24 protein-coding genes and 1 pseudogene are annotated in these 16280 nt (G+C 36.8%); 6 read left to right on the forward strand and 19 right to left on the reverse strand.

Annotated features, from left to right (window positions below):
• Nucleotides 1-6: 6 nt before the first annotated feature.
• From MUO14_RS09230 to MUO14_RS09275, 10 genes are all read right to left on the reverse strand, one after another.
• Complete coding sequence (locus MUO14_RS09230) at nt 7-1116, reverse strand: tetratricopeptide repeat protein (protein WP_244754941.1); 1110 nt, start codon at nt 1114-1116, stop codon at nt 7-9.
• A gap of 14 nt (nt 1117-1130) precedes the next feature.
• Nucleotides 1131-1394: a hypothetical protein gene (locus tag MUO14_RS09235; RefSeq protein WP_244754942.1), complete on the reverse strand. Its 264-nt coding sequence runs from the start codon at nt 1392-1394 to the stop codon at nt 1131-1133.
• Between the two features lie 22 nt (nt 1395-1416).
• Nucleotides 1417-1614 (reverse strand): hypothetical protein, encoded by a 198-nt coding sequence (locus tag MUO14_RS09240; protein WP_244754943.1) that lies wholly within the window; start codon nt 1612-1614, stop codon nt 1417-1419.
• A 65-nt stretch (nt 1615-1679) separates the two neighbouring features.
• On the reverse strand, nt 1680-2108 hold the full coding sequence (locus tag MUO14_RS09245; RefSeq protein ID WP_244754944.1) for an LptM family lipoprotein: 429 nt from the start codon (nt 2106-2108) through the stop codon (nt 1680-1682).
• Between the two features lie 501 nt (nt 2109-2609).
• On the reverse strand, nt 2610-2843 hold the full coding sequence (locus MUO14_RS09250) for a hypothetical protein (RefSeq protein WP_244754945.1): 234 nt from the start codon (nt 2841-2843) through the stop codon (nt 2610-2612).
• A 46-nt stretch (nt 2844-2889) separates the two neighbouring features.
• Nucleotides 2890-3399 carry a DnaD domain-containing protein gene (locus MUO14_RS09255; RefSeq protein WP_244754946.1) on the reverse strand — a complete coding sequence of 170 codons (510 nt, stop codon included), beginning with the start codon at nt 3397-3399 and terminating at the stop codon, nt 2890-2892.
• Between the two features lie 68 nt (nt 3400-3467).
• Nucleotides 3468-3917, reverse strand: a complete 450-nt coding sequence (locus MUO14_RS09260) for a hypothetical protein (RefSeq protein ID WP_244754947.1) — start codon at nt 3915-3917, stop codon at nt 3468-3470.
• 26 nt (nt 3918-3943) lie between these two features.
• Complete coding sequence (locus MUO14_RS09265; RefSeq protein ID WP_244754948.1) at nt 3944-4387, reverse strand: XRE family transcriptional regulator; 444 nt, start codon at nt 4385-4387, stop codon at nt 3944-3946.
• 141 nt (nt 4388-4528) lie between these two features.
• Complete coding sequence (locus tag MUO14_RS09270) at nt 4529-4720, reverse strand: helix-turn-helix domain-containing protein (RefSeq protein ID WP_244755527.1); 192 nt, start codon at nt 4718-4720, stop codon at nt 4529-4531.
• A 42-nt stretch (nt 4721-4762) separates the two neighbouring features.
• On the reverse strand, nt 4763-4975 hold the full coding sequence (locus tag MUO14_RS09275; protein WP_244754949.1) for a helix-turn-helix transcriptional regulator: 213 nt from the start codon (nt 4973-4975) through the stop codon (nt 4763-4765).
• Between the two features lie 146 nt (nt 4976-5121).
• Here MUO14_RS09275 and MUO14_RS09280 point away from each other — a divergent pair, with 146 nt between their 5' ends.
• Nucleotides 5122-5535, forward strand: coding sequence for a helix-turn-helix domain-containing protein (locus tag MUO14_RS09280; protein ID WP_244754950.1), 414 nt, complete (start codon nt 5122-5124; stop codon nt 5533-5535).
• A 506-nt stretch (nt 5536-6041) separates the two neighbouring features.
• Here the strand turns inward: MUO14_RS09280 and MUO14_RS09285 are convergent.
• The 5 genes and pseudogenes from MUO14_RS09285 to MUO14_RS09305 all read right to left on the reverse strand — a co-directional run bounded on the left by MUO14_RS09285 (nt 6042) and on the right by MUO14_RS09305 (nt 8097).
• Entirely contained in the window at nt 6042-6377 is a 336-nt protein-coding gene (locus MUO14_RS09285) for a hypothetical protein (protein ID WP_244754951.1), read from the reverse strand.
• A gap of 61 nt (nt 6378-6438) precedes the next feature.
• The gene (locus MUO14_RS09290) at nt 6439-6681 is read right to left on the reverse strand and encodes a DUF6429 family protein (protein WP_244754952.1); all 243 of its coding nucleotides are present in this window, start codon (nt 6679-6681) and stop codon (nt 6439-6441) included.
• Nucleotides 6682-7079: 398 nt separating this feature from the next.
• Nucleotides 7080-7430, reverse strand: a pseudogene (locus MUO14_RS09295) (YolD-like family protein).
• Complete coding sequence (locus MUO14_RS09300) at nt 7409-7624, reverse strand: hypothetical protein (protein WP_244754953.1); 216 nt, start codon at nt 7622-7624, stop codon at nt 7409-7411. Before MUO14_RS09300 ends, MUO14_RS09295 begins: the two are co-directional and overlap by 22 nt.
• Nucleotides 7625-7938: 314 nt before the next feature.
• A complete protein-coding gene (locus MUO14_RS09305) occupies nt 7939-8097 on the reverse strand; it encodes a hypothetical protein (protein ID WP_244754954.1) in 159 nt (52 codons plus the stop codon).
• A 379-nt stretch (nt 8098-8476) separates the two neighbouring features.
• On the opposite strand from MUO14_RS09305, the gene MUO14_RS09310 reads away from it, so the two are divergent.
• Nucleotides 8477-8683, forward strand: a complete 207-nt coding sequence (locus tag MUO14_RS09310) for a hypothetical protein (RefSeq protein WP_244754955.1) — start codon at nt 8477-8479, stop codon at nt 8681-8683.
• A 234-nt stretch (nt 8684-8917) separates the two neighbouring features.
• Here MUO14_RS09310 and MUO14_RS09315 read toward each other — a convergent pair whose 3' ends face one another.
• From MUO14_RS09315 to MUO14_RS09330, 4 genes are all read right to left on the reverse strand, one after another.
• Nucleotides 8918-9763 carry an endonuclease/exonuclease/phosphatase family protein gene (locus MUO14_RS09315; protein WP_244754956.1) on the reverse strand — a complete coding sequence of 282 codons (846 nt, stop codon included), beginning with the start codon at nt 9761-9763 and terminating at the stop codon, nt 8918-8920.
• Nucleotides 9764-10103: 340 nt separating this feature from the next.
• The gene (locus tag MUO14_RS09320) at nt 10104-10703 is read right to left on the reverse strand and encodes an alkaline phosphatase (RefSeq protein WP_244754957.1); all 600 of its coding nucleotides are present in this window, start codon (nt 10701-10703) and stop codon (nt 10104-10106) included.
• 170 nt (nt 10704-10873) lie between these two features.
• Nucleotides 10874-11080, reverse strand: coding sequence for a hypothetical protein (locus tag MUO14_RS09325; RefSeq protein ID WP_244754958.1), 207 nt, complete (start codon nt 11078-11080; stop codon nt 10874-10876).
• Between the two features lie 120 nt (nt 11081-11200).
• Nucleotides 11201-11809, reverse strand: a complete 609-nt coding sequence (locus MUO14_RS09330; RefSeq protein WP_244754959.1) for a recombinase family protein — start codon at nt 11807-11809, stop codon at nt 11201-11203.
• Nucleotides 11810-12234: 425 nt separating this feature from the next.
• Between MUO14_RS09330 and MUO14_RS09335 the strand changes: the two genes are divergently transcribed.
• The 4 genes from MUO14_RS09335 (at nt 12235) to MUO14_RS09350 (ending at nt 16202) form a co-directional block, all read left to right on the forward strand.
• Nucleotides 12235-12915, forward strand: coding sequence for a GntR family transcriptional regulator (locus MUO14_RS09335; protein ID WP_244754960.1), 681 nt, complete (start codon nt 12235-12237; stop codon nt 12913-12915).
• Nucleotides 12916-13115: 200 nt separating this feature from the next.
• Nucleotides 13116-13910: a class II aldolase/adducin family protein gene (locus MUO14_RS09340; protein ID WP_244754961.1), complete on the forward strand. Its 795-nt coding sequence runs from the start codon at nt 13116-13118 to the stop codon at nt 13908-13910.
• A 94-nt stretch (nt 13911-14004) separates the two neighbouring features.
• On the forward strand, nt 14005-15567 hold the full coding sequence (locus MUO14_RS09345) for a BCCT family transporter (RefSeq protein WP_244754962.1): 1563 nt from the start codon (nt 14005-14007) through the stop codon (nt 15565-15567).
• A gap of 77 nt (nt 15568-15644) precedes the next feature.
• Nucleotides 15645-16202: an HD domain-containing protein gene (locus tag MUO14_RS09350; RefSeq protein ID WP_244754963.1), complete on the forward strand. Its 558-nt coding sequence runs from the start codon at nt 15645-15647 to the stop codon at nt 16200-16202.
• The last annotated feature ends 78 nt before the right edge of the window (nt 16203-16280 follow it).

Below are 16280 nucleotides of genomic sequence, written 5' to 3' on the forward strand. Positions count from 1 at the left end.
CGCCCCCTACAAATGATTTTGTTTGTTTTGCAGCTCTTTTTTTTGTTCTTCTAATTCCTTGATTTTATCTTGGTTCTTATCGTCTGATTGCTTCTCCATTTCGATTTGGCTATTAATTTGGGCCAGTTGTTGTTCTAACTGTTCATATGTGCTGATTTTTTCATTCAACCCATCACTTTTTGCTTCGCTAGCCATCTTTTTTGCTTCTTCCAGTTGACCAAGCCTTAAATATGCCATTCCCTTTTCCTTATAGCGTTCTGCCGTCATCGGAACGTCCCCAACAGCTATTGCTTTTTCGTAATCCTCCGTATGATACGCGATTTCAAATGCACCAGCCGGGCTTGGATACGATTCTTGAAAGGTTTGGAGTTCTTCAATTCCATGCAGTTGCATAATTTGGCCAGCTAAGAACGAAGTTTGTTCCTTTCCTGCTTCCTTGACAGCTTCTTCATAATTCTTTTTTGACAAAAGAAAGTGAATAAGCGCTTCTTGTGCGCTTTCAGTAAGCTTTCTTTGAGCTTGCAGCTCGTCAATAGCCTCCGTCATATCACCCGTTACGGCCGTTTCATAAACATTTTTCGTAGCTTTTACTTCTGCTAACTCCTGGTCCATCTGTTGCATGGCTTGCGACTGACTTCGCAACATAAACACGAGAGCCACAGCCATGACGATCGTTACAATGACAAGGCACGCAAAGGAGCCGGTCATGATTTTCTGACGTTTGCTTAGGTTTTTCCAACCCTTTTGATTCGACGAATCCTTTTCTAATAATTCCGTCACATCAAGCTTATAAGTTGTGGGCGTATGAGACGTTAAATGTTGCAAAAGGATATCACGTTCCGTTTCTTGTTGTTTATGGTTCATCGGCATCTGAATGAGCTTCCGACATACATGATCGTAGATATTCGTCGTGTCTTCGGATCCCACAACATACGTTCCCTTATACAATTTATCCCCCTCGTCATTACAGATCATAAAATCAAGGGGGATCGGCTCAGTGTTTTTCTTCTTCCACTTTGTGTCCAACTCCTCTGTTTTTTCAACGGCTTCGTGAAAAGGATAGGGTTGGAAGCTTTTAATTTCCCCCTCTAACTTAGATGTAAATAACACTCGCATTCGTATTTCCTCCTTTAAAAGACGACCTGACTATCAATATATTCAGCGATCGCGGTGGCTCCCATCAAGACCACCAAACCAACTGAGCCGCCTATAAACCATACCAGGGAACTTTGTCTTCCTCGAACACCACCCCATATCAAGTGATAAGCCCCGATTCCAAAGGCAATGGCCGCAGAAATGATTCCGAGTAGCTGCATCGCCGTCAGAATGGAAGCGCCAGTGGCCTGGAGGTTACTAATAGCAGATAACGCAATGTAATTCATAAACACATTCATCTTAAATTCTCTCCTTTTGATTTTAGTATGAGTTTTTGTGGTCTCTATCTTCTCTTAATTCTTTGTACTGTATCAGGGATTCCATCACCACATCTTGATTCTCTTGAATGTACTCCTGATGCTTTTCATGCAGCCAGTCGTTGTAGGAAAGGTCCTGGACTTGTAAAAGTGTTTGGACAAGTTCTTTCGATTGTTTGACTTCACGGTTTGTTGCGCCCATTGATTATCACCTCCTTCAAAGAAATTAAACATAAAAAAGAAGCGATCTCTAAAAGATCACTTCCGTTAAGATGATGTTTCATCTATGAATTTTTGAACGTTTTCCCTTTTGTCCTCGTTTGACGAATAGTCACTGTTACTTAATGATACATAATCATTAATCTCACCATTCTTATAGTAAATTAAAGCTTCTAACACAATGTTACTTAATCCAACGTCTTCTTTATTTAAATCCTGATTTAACATTTCTTCGGATAAAAAATTTATTTCTTTTACATTGATAGATTCTATACTTTCTTTAACTAGGTTAATATTTTCTTTACGCTCTTTTTGATCTTCGGTACTGTTAATTAAGATATAGGCTGAATCGTTTTGCTCCATGTACTCTTTCATTTCTTCTGGTGATAAAGACTCGACTTGACCTGTGGCTCCACAACCTGCAAGGATAAAGGCCAATACTAATCCAGCCAAACCACCGATCCATCGTTTCTTCATCAGATCAATCCCTTCTTGAGTGGTTCGTATAACGATTCTAACACCTACTCAAACAGAAATCCACGTTTTGGTAAGAAACGTAGAATCCTTCACTCATTCTAAAGCACAAATGCGCAAACAACTAATAGATTTTCAGAACACATTTTTGCCACTCTAATTTTGTATGAAAAGTGGATTGTTTATGGCTAGATACAATCAACCCTATCCAGACTGCATCACGAAATTCATGAAGCTCTGCAATGCACAACGTTTCTAGCTTAAACGAAGAACTTTATGTATCTAGGTTTCTTCTTTGAAGATTTCGTCGGATTCTCACCTCATCTTCGCAAAGACCACCATCATCAATACAACGCATACCAGGTCACTAGATGCATTTCACGTACCACGCATCGAACAATCATCGACTGCTAGGAATGTCCTGTGACCGTTCCGTCCCTAGCATAGATATGTATTTTTCAAAGTTCATGGGGTGCTTGTTTAAGCACGTCTTAGAATCGTTATCTACATGAAAGGTTGTAGTTCACTATTGGGATTTCTACGTTTGGCAATCGTCCTAAACTTTTCATCCTTTACCGTCCGAATACGATAATAAATATTCGCCAATTTCTCAGAATGACCATCTTTATCAACGGCCCATAAGCCATGTACATCATACCGTTTTCCTTCAAAGGTTTTGATGTTATCGGCTTGAGATGAAATATCATAAAAGGCGTGATGTCTTTTCCATTTTCCCATAAAAACTCCCCTCCTCATATTCTTATAGAAAATGCTGAATTAGGTTTTAGGGATCACCTACGGCCTTCAATTTTGATTTGGATTGTAGGATTTCTATTGCTGATCTTTCCTCTTCACGAATAGCTTTCAAATCCTCTTCTGAAAGATCATACATATAATTAATGGCTTCAAGAATACTCCCCAGAGATCTTTTCAGCTTTATCCCTAGCTCTATTGTTCGGGCTGTGCTTTCCAGACTTGGTTGTTTCTTTGGTTTTTCCTCATCCATTTGTTGCTGCTTGCGTGTCTTAAACCATTCTGGCAAGACCTCCTGAGTATGTGACTGTTTAGAGAATACCCCTTTATTACTCTGCTGATTCTTATGCTCAACTTCTTCATTCCGGGCTTGTGGTAAAGTGTTCACCCCTTTGTTTACCCAAGAGTGAAGAATACTTTTCACGTAACCCCAACTTGGTTTATTGCGGTCCAAAGAACGTTTCATAGCTTCAATAACCATTTGCTCCCCTAGATCCTCACTCCAAGATAAGAGCTCCTCAGATATTTGAGGACGGATCATGCCAAAATTGTTTTGGTAAAATTGAATGGCGTCCCCTGTCCGTGCCCAGTTGTAGAAGTAGTACTAAATTATTTTGCATTCTTAACTTCTTTAAGTTCTTGGTCATTCTTGTATGTGTCTTTTTGTGGTCCTTCTGATGGTAATGTGCTGTCTTTTTGTTGTTCTTTTGCTGTTCCTTTGTTGTCGGAGTCTTCTTCATTAGATTGATAGATTGCCCAATTATCAACGGTTATAACACTATATTTGTTGGTGGAGTGAATGGTAATCACACCATCTTCCTCCAATATTTTAAGGTAATCTCGAACAGTCGATTCATTCATATTTAATTCAGTAGCAGCTTTCTTTCTTCCAAATATAAATTGTCCTGGTTCCAATTGAACCTTTTGTCTTCCTACTCGTTTTTCTGTTTCTTTATGACTTGATTTTGTTAAGCAGTAGATAAAAATCTTCAACATCTTTTCATTCTCAAAAATTTCGCTATGGAGAATCTTTCGGTGAAGTTTTACCCATCCTTGCATTTTTCTGCCTCCTTTTAATAATTTTTTTAGACTACATAACCTTTGGACCTTAATTTAGAATAATGTTCTTCCCATAACTGGAGCCAGCTTATATTGTACGTTTCACACAATATGCCTAAATATATAAGTGCCCAGTGAACTACATCAACAATTTTACTAGCCATACCTTGAATATATTGGTAATCCATAGATTGCACACAATTTGAGTTTCCACTAATTTCAACTTTAACAATTGCTTTAAGCGCTTCATTTAACTCTTCTTCTAATTTTAATTGCACACTACTTCTCCGGTTATCAGCAGCTGGCCCATCCAATCTGGTTACTCCCCAGCCAATGTATTCATTAGCCGCCTCCAACGCAACCCATGGATCGTTATACTTATTAATAAATTGCTTTGTTATACCTGGCTGCACTCTACGCTCACCATTCTCTTGTTTACTTAAGGATTCTCTAGATTGCAAAACATCCATTGATAATTGTTCCTGGGATTTTCCCATGCGTGCTCTAGAGTATTTCAACGTTCTTGCAACTCTACTTTTTTTCAATAGAATCAGTCCTTTTTGTACCAATTTCTGTACCTAATAATGTTTCAATATTGAACTAAACTAAAATTAGATTGCTTGATCCCCATAGTGGGATTCTTGTTCTTTTATCCAAACATCAATCGTTTCTTGGGAGAAGAAAATTCTACGGCGAAGGCGAAAATGCGGAATTTCATCTGTTCGTACCATTGTATAGATAGTATCCTTACAGACACCTAAATACTCCGCGGTTTCATCGACTGTCATTGTACGTCTATTAATTTAGATTACCCCCTTAGATTTATTTGCACAACATTTTGTTGTTCACTTATTTAAAAAAATATCTTCTAACATCACGTTAAATAAGTTAGCTATAGCAACTGCTAATTTAATACTGGGATTTCTGACTCCTTTTTCAATCATCCCATAATAACTATCAGTTATTTTTATATTGAAATTACTATTCAATTCCTCAACAACTTGCCTTTGTGACCAGTTTTCTTTTTTTCTATACTTAACTAATTTCTCTCGCTTCAAAGAATCCACCTCCCAACTTTTTGTTGTATATAGATTAACCCAACATTATGTTGTTGTCAATGCGCTTAAACAATTTTTTGTTGTATACGTACATATACCCAACTCTTTGTTGTATCATATAATTATCAAGAATAGAGGTGGATCTTATGGTAGACATAAGTGAAAGATTAAAATCACTTAGAAAAGAACATAAATTAAGCCAAAAACAAGTAAGTGAAATACTTGGTATCTCAGAAAGTGGATATGGATACTACGAACAAGGTAGAAATGAACCATCTATAGAGATGATTAAAAAACTCGCAGATAGATATGATGTTACCACCGATTACTTATTAGGCCTTTCAAATTCTCCTGATAAGGATGCTTCCTCCACCAATGAAGATTTTGATTCCTTAAAAGAAATTAACAAACTACTTGTTAAATACGATATCGATGACATGGCCTTTTTCGATATCGAAAAATGGAAGTCCATGACTCCGGAACAGATTCGTGAGTTGGAAAGTTACTTTCAATACTTGGTTCAGAAATCGAAGGAATTAGAGGAAGAAAAGAAGAAATAGAATAACTTTCGACTTATTACTTGCTGACATCATAAGAAAGAGACCACAGGTTGGAACTGTGATCCCGTAGATAGTTGCTTTTTAGGACACTTACTATCAAAAAATAGACCTCACCCGGATTCTTGCCAGAATAGGGAGTCTATTTTTTATGCGTAAAATCACCACAATTAAGGCTACGACATGTGGGTAGCCGCCCATTCAGCCTGCTAAGCAGGATCGAACAATTATCTATCGCTGACTATAAATAGGTAGTCTAACGATAAGACACATTTCGAAATCCTTTTTGTTGCAGGTACTGCAGTTAAGGAGATATGTAACAGCTGAATAAAAATGAACATATTTAAATAGATTAGATTAAATACTTTATTTCCATTAAGTGGGTAATTAATGCGTTTTGCAAACAGCGTTACTTCATTAAATAAAGGCTACATCCCCTAGGTGAAAATTTATTGGAACCATATAGAGATAAGCTAGATTACTTATTTCAGTAAAAATGAGAATTCATTTTATTTATTAACGTGCTCAGCTTCAATTTCTACACTCAGCATAGGAAACTGTTTCTTAAAAGATTTTACAATTTTTGTGGTTTTACTAAACGCATACTTTTCCACTTCACCATAAGGGATCCATATTTCCCTATTCTGAATCTGTTCATATAAAGACGAAATAACTGCATCGCGATGCTCAGGAGGGAGTTTCCTTGTTGTACGCCTTTCTTTCATCTTTTCGTGATAAAGTTTATAAAGTTCCGTTGCGATCCAATTCTTTTGACTTTGTTTCAATTGTGAAAAACGCTTATTTGTTTGAAGAAGCTTTCCATTTACCTTAATATGATTTTTCATCAAGAACCGTCCTTTAAAATTCTGTAATCCTGCCTTTATCACAGGGACAAAGGCTGGTTTTTCACTTATCATCTACAATATTATATTTCTTCATGAGCCCTTGAGCTTGTTTAATACCGTCTTCAGTTAAATGAACAGATTTTGCCCGTTTGCTTCCAATAATGTACTTATTTTCATTCAATTCGTTCAATGATTTAAAAGGGTAACCTTTCCAGCTCCTTTGGTCTTTCCCTAAACCATAATCATCTGTAAATGAAGTTAAATACAATAGCAGTAATGTAAGTTCGTCAATTTGGTCTTTCATACTAAAAACCCCCTTGCTTTTTACCACTAATTAGATGAAGCCCTCAATGTTATATAGAGCCAAATAAAAAGTCTAATCTATCGAGACTCCAAAAGCATTTGCAATAGGTACCTTTCCCCTGCCCAATAAAATACGTCTCTGTAACATACGATTATAACAATGAACCAAACAGTTTTCAGCTTACTACGGTATTGGATTATATAAATAAAACCCTTGCGGCGCAAGGGTTTAGTTTAGGGTACTTCAATAGTAATAGCGTGTAGCGTGATCAAACCACTGACCTCTACAGTTACTATCGATGGTGCCAACAGCTGTAGGTATGCCAGCCACATCTCCTCCGTAAGCTAAAGGAAAAAGAAGCTGTGTTAATAATTGAATTACGTTATTCTTTATGCCACTTACAAGAATACTACATCAAGGATATTATCGAAAGTTATAGTGACCTCTTCTTTATTTGAAAAAGCGCACCTTATTTTCTTTGGATATGGATCCATAACATTAATCTTCACTTTGTTACTGATGTATTTAAAGCCATTGTGATGTTTGATTTCTACAGGGAGACAATCATTCATAGCACGCTACAACGCAAAGCCTATCTCCTCCACCTGTTGCTCATCCAAAATTCTCTTTTCTCCCCCTTCATCATCTTTCCAAATTTCCTGAATGCGTTTATTATGTTCTGGCAGCATAAGTGATGTCCATTTAATTGTGCCGCGATCATTAATTCTTAAGCCCCCATTTTCTTCCATACTGGTCCAACGGATAAAATGTTTTCCTTTTTGAAAGTCCTTCCCTTCCTACGCGTATAGCAATAAGCAAGCAGATCATTTTCGCTAACGTTAAGAACCCTAATAATCCTTTGTGACATGACACCTTTGCTATCCAGGTATATCATTTCAAGCTGTTGTTTCTTCCCGGCTGATCGATTTAGCAGTCCATTCATTTTTTCAACTCCTATAACGAACATTACTTCCTTTTATATCAGAAAGTGGTGAAGTGTATACATGAAATTTATTCCAAAAACTTCCATATTTAAGAAACGTTTTACCATGCATATCAAATTCCGATTGTATGTATTTTAATATGATGATTTACAATCTTGCCACTATTCAGTGGCCAATTTAAAATAAGCACCGGTAAAACCGGTGCTTTATAAATCGAAGTTTTCATCTAACATTTTTAATATAGGAAGCAATCTAATCATGACCATCTATTTTCATGATTTGGGTACTGACTAAGACACCCTATGCAGCCAGTCTATTGATAACGATTTTGTTGTTGGGCTTGCTGCTTGGATTGCTGAGCTTGTTGAGAGGTCTGTTGATTTTGTTGGGACTGCTGAGGGGCTTGTTGTTGCTCCTGTTGAGCCTGTTGCTGTTTCTGCTGAGCCTGCTGCTGTTGATTTTGTTGTGTCATGATCATAACCTCCTTCAAGATTGTTGAGCTTAAAAATGCTCTAAGCCTAACTTTTGTATAAATCTTATTTATTATACATATCGTATTTTGGGCGATAGTGAATGGTGGTCAATCATAAGGCCCTACCACCTACTGCAGACGGCAAAGCTTTTTCTGACCTATTTTTCCACTGATCACCTTCAGATATGAGTTTTTATATGGATTCGTTTCTTTATTTTCGTAGAGCCTTTGTTGATCGAAGGCAGAGTCAGTAAACGTAGCCACATTTGGTATCTTTCTTCCATACATAAGTTTCAAAGGGATTAAAATAGGTAATACTTTGGTAATACTAAGGTAACGTTGCGGTAATATTTGTAACGGCCGTTAAAAGGGTGATCGCATGGATCAAAAGAGGCACATTCAATATGTACTTGCTCAGTTAGTGACAATGGATGACATAACAATAGAAGATTACCCCCACTTGCCATATGGTAAAAAGGTGTTAGACCAACGCGGTGATTATATGATTATTTACTGGGATAAGAAAACAAAACATGTCAAATATACGTTTAAGGGAATGGACAATTACTTTTTTATATTTTCGTAGAATATTCGTTCAATACCTAAGAGAAGTGGAAAATAATAAATACAAAAAGTGGGGCGATAGTTTTGGTAGCCGTGAAAAATTACCAAAGAAATAAAAAATGCTGATTTTTTAAACCGGAACTGAACAAACAAATCTGGAATATTACACAAACATAGGGCCCTCTTATAAAGATTAATTACTCTTAACGAGAAAAAAAAGCCTCTCCAAAAGAGAGGGCAGTTAGATTCCTACTTTTTATTTGTAATAAGGCTCAGACCGATCCAAAGTAATTTCCAAGGTTATTGGAAGGTGGTCAGATGCCAGTGATTCAATCACTTGGGCATTTTTTGTTTCCATATCTTTCGAAGTGAATATGTAGTCAATTCTTTTCGTAGGGTTTGTCGCAGAATAAGTATAAGCTTCATTTTGTCCTGCAAAAGCATCGCTGTAATGAGTGTACATCGCCCTCATTTCTTCACTTGTCGGTGCTGCATTCAGATCTCCCATTATTACTTTTGGTCCGCCTGATCGGCCGGCAATATCGATAATCTCTTTAATTTGTATGTTCCGTTCTTCGGAAGTCAAAGCAAGGTGAGTGTTATAAAATTGAAGATGCGTCCCTTTTACATTAATAGTAGCTTCAAGGAGCCCCCGTTGTTCTGTATTTCCGATTTTAGGAAGAAAATGATTTACAGAATCTATAATTGGATACCTACTTAAAATGGCTGTTCCATATTGTCTGTTGGCCTCATCCTCTTTTGAAGATTCATAGTCTAGGTTTGCAGCGTATGTATAGAACATGCCAAGTCGTTCCGCAAGCAGTTTTGCCTGATCCTGAAAATCGCTGCGGGAAGACCAATGCTTATCTACTTCCTGCAAGCCAATAATATCAGCATCTGTTCCTTCTATAACCTGCGCAATTCTCTCTAGGTTTAAAATACCGTCTTCACCTTCAGCGTGATGTATGTTGTAGGACATCACCTTAACGTTGACTGATTCTTCACGTGAAAACTCTTCTTTTTCAGCAAAAACACTAGATCCTGAGTTTGTCAAAGATGCAAATAACACAACAGCAAGCAAAGCAAATAATATCTTTTGCACTATACCACTCCTTCTTTTAATAGTTTCCATTCTAGTTTAATCAAAGATTATGAACCTGTTATTTAGGGATCTTTCCTTTTATGTAAAATTGAGCGAAGATATGGGATCTTATTTCCCTGACTCTATCCCTTGCTGGACGAAGCACGGAGAAATCACTAAAAAAAGAGAGTGAACTTTTTAAGTTCACTCTCCCTAGTTTAGGTCATTTATTTTACTTTCATAGCGTTTGATATAACTTCGGCAATTTTTGTGTTGTTGATCGTCCCGGTAAGTTTATCCGATTGAGGTCCGTACGAATAGACAGGGGCATTGGTAGCACCTTTCTTTTTAGCTGCATCAATTATGTTTTGCCGTCCTCGCGTTTACCCCCATCCTCTTTAGGAAGGAAGTGACGCTTTCCGCCACCCAGAAGGACCTCGATGTCATGGTCTAATAACATTTGTTTAGCAATTTCATTTTCGTTATCCCGGTTCTCTACATGAGAAGCAAAAGCAGCCGGTGTAGCGTGAGTAATTCTAGCTGTTGAAACAAGCCCTGTCGACTTATCAGCTTTTTCAGCGGATTCAAGGACAGATTCAACATTAAAGTGATCCTCGTTCTCACTGTGTTCAACCGTTTTTGGCGCTTTGCCAACAACCCCGTTATCCGTTTTATTCGCAGAGGAAAATGCTGTTACAGCAGCAGCTGAATCCGTTACGGTATTATCGTGAGAGAAGGTTCTTGCATAACCCAAGTTTGAGAATTGATCCATTGTTAATTCACCTGCAACGTATCCCTTTCCTTTCAGGTAGGCAGCGGCAGAAACTTGGCTTGGTCCCATACCGTCACCGACTAACATAATTACATTTTCTTCCTTCTTTTGATTAGATTTTACTGAAGAATCAACATTTGCTTCAGTATCCAGTCCAGAAATCATCTTCTTGAGGTAAAATCCACTCATCAATAACGTCCGTTTTCTAAATTAAACTGCCATACCCCTGTAGAATACAGGTCATGGCAGCCTAAGCTTTTTTCTAGTCTCATTTTATAGGGTAATTTCAAACCAGGGATAAGGGCTTTTTTGTTTATGATATTGAGAGAGGAAAGTAAACAGTAAAAGAGAGCAAGGTTTTATAGTTCCTTGCTCTTAGATATCTTTCTATAAAGAGCTATAACGGCCCTGTTTTTCTCTTCCCCTTCGTTTTTTCTCATGGCTGGGATATTATAAGCCTCTTCCATGTCATTCATAAGATCATCCAGCCTCCTATCCTTCTCATAGGCTAGTAAGTCTGAATAAATAATTGCTTCATATGCTTGATTGAATTTTAGTAAGAGCATAGCCTGTAATCCTCCAGTGATTTATCCAATTTATCTTGGTTTATTAGTGATTGATGGGGCAGAATGGTTAAATATTTATTATAACATGGCTACATCCTTTATCTAGTTCTAGGGTATTGATTATGTCGTATTCTCTTCCATCTGTTTTGCGAGTTTATAAAAGGTCGTTTTCTTAACCTGAGATTGCTGCATGGCCCGGGTTGCTGTAATTTTCCCTTCTTTCCATTCTATATAAGCTTCTCGAAAGGCATCAGTAATCTGTGTTTTCGGTCTTCCAAGGGCTTTCCCTTGTTTTAATGCAGCATCAATGCCTTCTCGTTGTCGTTTTCGAATGCGATTTCTTTCTTCTTGCGCCATCCATGATAGGATTTGCAACACGAGGTCAGCAATAAAGGTCCCCATGCTGTCTTTATATTGGGTGGTATCCAACAAGGGCATGTCCAAGACAACAATATCAGCCTGAATATTTTTTGTAATATCATTCCACTCTTCGACAATTTCGTTTTTGTTTCTTCCGAAACGATCAAGCGCATGAATGTATAAGATGTCACCAGGACGAAGAACGCGTTTGAGTAGTTGATAGTTTTCGCGCTGAAAATCTTTACCACTAACCTTATCGATGAAAATATCCCGTTCATTAATTCCATATTGTTTCATAGCAGCCATTTGTCTTTCTTCATTTTGGTCTTTGCTACTAACCCTTATGTAACCCATCCGTCTGCTTTCCATATTCTAAAATGCACCTTTCTACAAGAATTATTTTTTTCTTCTTAATTATACATCAAATCGTTCGTAAATCTACATTCGAAACCGCGAACGTTCACAAACCGTTTTCTGGTCATTTTCGAACGTTAATAGATTACTAGTAGATGTAAAACTAAACTGTTCGAAAAGGTGTACTTTTACAAACAAACCCAAAACCTTATTGATGGGCCATATTATTGAATAATAGGGATTTTATTAAGAAAAAATATTAAGTAGAATAATTGGAGTATATTGTAAGTTAGTGATTTGAATTGTAAGGATCCATTGTTGATGTTGATAAAAATTCTTTTATTATAGATTGTCAACAATCTTATAATTTCTTATAATGAAGATATATTGTAATTTAGGACTACTGGTGGAATCAATAAATTAAAAAGGATGCTTCCAATTTGGATATAAATATAAAGAAGAGCTCACTAAAGTATCAAATTGCTGAAGGAATTAAGAAAGAGATTTTTCAGGGTAATTTAGATCCTGGTGATAAGGTGACAGAAAATTATATAGCAAAAAAATTAGAGGTTAGCAGAGGTCCTGTACGCGAAGCTATTCAATTACTGGTTATGGAAGGGCTGCTTGTTTCTGTCACTTATAAAGAAACAAGGGTGAGCAGCATTACAACAGAAGAAGTTACAGAACTGTTAATACCCATGAGGATTAATATGGAAACATTCGCATTAAAAAAGGCATATTCCTCATGGAACGAACGACACTTTGAAAAATTCGATGAATTAGTAGATAAGATGAAGCGTGCTACCATTTTTAATGATATGCCGCTGTTTAATGAGATAGATCTTCAATTTCATGAACTTATTATTGTGTCCTCTAATATGAATAATCTTGCACATCTTTGGGCAGGAATCTTAAATCGCATTCGATTACATTTTGTTCATCAAAACAGGTTGTCATTGGACTTACAAAAGTTTACAGATGAGCATGAGATACTGTTAAATACTTTTAAAACAGGAGACTTAGAGACTGCTGTCCAAGGGCTAAGGGATCATATTATAAATACAAACATGCCCCGAGTGGAATTATTGCCGGACCAAGAAAATGAACATAACAAAGAATAATCAATTCAAAAATACTTTCTGAATTTGAAGGTGCTTTTTCAAGAATATTGAAAAAGCACCTTCTTTGTGTATCCGAAATTATTGTCGATCATAAGATTGTTGACAATGTTACTAGATTTGTTATTATACTAACCATGCTACAAAAATGAATGGCATTATTCATTCATTTTATGCAAACAGATTAAAAGGAGGAATTGAATATGAAGGGTTACAAGGAAGAGCGTGTTAGTGGGAAAGGTGTTCAGGATTATTTGCAAAGGCCGATATTTAATAGTGTTGAAGAGGAACGTCTGCACAACAAGCAGCGCTTAACAGCTGCCTTTCGTTTATTTGCTCGGTTTGGATTTACAGAAGGAATAGCAGGTCATATTACATACCGAGATCCAGAATACAAGAATCATATGTGGGTAAATCCATACGGCATTCCTTTTAACAAGATTAAGACCTCAGACCTTGTCTTGGTCAATGAGGAGGGAGAAGTAGTCGAGGGAAAGTATTCTATACATAAATCCGCACTAATGATTCATGCAGGTGTACACAAAGCAAGACCGGATGTTATTGCTTCTGCCCATGCGCATCCTTTATACGGAAAGACTTGGTCCTCTACAGGAAGGTTGCTAGACCCGCTAACACAAGATGCATGTGCATTTTATAACGATCATTCTGTATCGGATGAATTTTCAGGTGTTGTATATGAGGAAGATGAGGGACAAAGAATCGCAAGAGCATTAGGAAATAATAAAGCTGCCTTTTTGAGGAGTCATGGACCGTTAACAGTTGGACAGTCTGTAGACTCCGCAGCCTTTTGGTTCATCACACTGGAGCGTTCCTGCCAAGCTCAATTGTTAGCCGAGGCAGCTGGCATTGTTAATCCTATAGATGAAGAAAATGCAGCATTAACAGCTGAACAAGTTGGAAGGGAACAAGATGGATGGGATAATTTTCAACCATTGTGGGAGCGAATTGTCAGCGAACAGCCTGATTTACTGGATTAATTCATTAGAAGTGTGAAATGAAATGCTATTAAAGATAATGTTTTATTACATCTATAAAAAATAGGAGAAGGGGGATATTATTAATAAAAAAGAAATGGAAAAACAAATGAACAATAAGTCGTATGATGTACCTCTTATTGTTATAAGTCTATTCATAGTATCAGTTATCGTGGTGTTTTTAGGGCTACTTCCTGAAAAGGGAACAGCGTTTGCTAATAAGGTATTTGTATTTTTAACTAACTTATTTGGCGCGCCTATACTCTTATTTACATTTGGTGTTGTAGCATTTTTGGTTTATATTTCCTTTAGTAAGTATGGAGATATTCGACTTGGAAAAGAAAAACCTCAATTTTCAACAAAAAGTTGGATAGCGATGATGTTAACTGCTGGCTTAGGATCTGCAACGGTTTATTGGGCTTTTACCGAATGGGCTTTTTATTATAACACTCCCGGTTTGGGAGCGGAACCTCAGACCAGTGCAGCTTATGAGTGGGCGCTTGCTTATAATTTCTTTCATTGGGGAATAAGTGCTTGGGCTCTGTACTGTATAGCTGCTTTACCTATTGCTTACCATTTTTATGTTCGAAAGAATAAGGGGTTAAGCCTTAGTTCGGTTGTTGGAGAAGTTACTGGTTTTAAATCAAACGGCGTTGTTGGAAAAATTGTTGATATTATTTTTATTTTCACTTGTCTTGGTGGACTAAGTATTACATTAGGGTTAAGTGTCCCGTTATTGTCGCAAGGAATGGCTAGTATTCTTGGTATAGAAACAAGCTTTACTATCGACTTGATTATCATCCTAATCATTTCTGTTGTCTTCACTCTAAGTGCCTATTTAGGTATTGAGAAAGGTGTTAAAAGAATTACAGATCTTAATAGTGTGTTTGTGCTTGGATTTATTGGTCTCATTTTTCTTATTGGACCTACCACGTTTATGATAAATAACTCCACAAATGCGGTGGGGTTGATGGTTCAAAACTTTGTTCACATGAGTTTATGGACGGACCCTATAGAAAATGGTTCTTTTCCAAATGATTGGACCATCTTTTATTGGCTTTATTGGATTACTTATGCACCATTTATGGGTGTGTTTGTCACTAGGATATCAAGAGGTAGGAAGATTAAAGAACTTATTTTTAACATGCTGATAAGTGGAAGTTTAGGATGTTGGATTTTCTTTGGTATCTTACAAAACATTAGTATGGACAGAGATATTCGAGGCATTGTTGATGTATCGGGAAGTCTAGATGTGGATGGAGGAAATCAAGCTATTATTGATGTTTTAAACACATTGCCTTTATCAACATTTTTCATCCTATTTTTCGTGGTTGTGTCCATGCTATTTTTAGCATCTACTTTGGATTCAGCTTCCTATACCCTTGCAGCTACGGCAACAAAAGGGCTTAAAGACCATGAAGATCCTTCTCCTTTTCATAGATTATTTTGGTGTTTGGTCATTGTTTTAGTACCGTTAACTATAATTTTTATCAATGCTCCTATGAATACTATAAAGACGGCTGCCATTGTTACATCCATTCCTTTAATATTCGTATTGCTTATCATGATTTACGGTTTGGTTAAATGGATGAGAGAAGACTTCGGTGATACGTCTGCCCATGTTATCAAAGAAAAGAACAAACGAAAAAAAGCAAGCTAACACGATGATTAGTTCATATTTTTGAAAATTAAATTCTTAATAAATTTCTTAGTAAAGCATTAAAGGAGGATATATCAATGCAAAAAGTAGTTGATTTCAGGAAAATGGTAGAGGGCACAAAAGAGGAATTTGAATATCTGGAAAAACTAGAGGAAGGTTTCAATACAGGACTTCCTGACCGTTTACTAAAAAAGTTGGATGAATTGAAAAATAGCTTTAGTGGCTATCGAATATCTCGATATGAGCATTCTTTACAATCTGCAACCAGAGCGTATCAAAATAACGAAGATGAAGATATGATTGTGGCAGCTTTATTACATGATATTGGAGATGAGTTGGCACCACATACTCATGGTGAAATGGTTGCAGCTATCCTCAAGCCATTTGTTTCTGAAAAGGCAACATGGATTGTGAAACACCATGGAGTATTTCAGCAGCATTATATGGCTCATATGACAGAAACAGAAAAAAATGCTCGAGATATCTTCAAAGACAACCCTTTTTATCAAGCATGTGTGAATTTCTGTGAGAATTACGATCAGAATTGCTTTGACCCCGACTTCGAGTATTTACCAGTGGAGTTTTTTGAGCCGATGGTAAGAAAAGTCTTTACACGTTCTCCTAAATTTGAGTAATGCCTTCTAAATATCAAGCAATAAAAAGGAAATGGCTATGCACCATTTCCTTTTTATTGTTTGTATCACTTAATATTA

The organism is Halobacillus shinanisalinarum, assembly GCF_022919835.1.
Taxonomy (GTDB): Bacteria; Bacillota; Bacilli; order Bacillales; family Halobacillaceae; genus Halobacillus_A; species Halobacillus_A shinanisalinarum.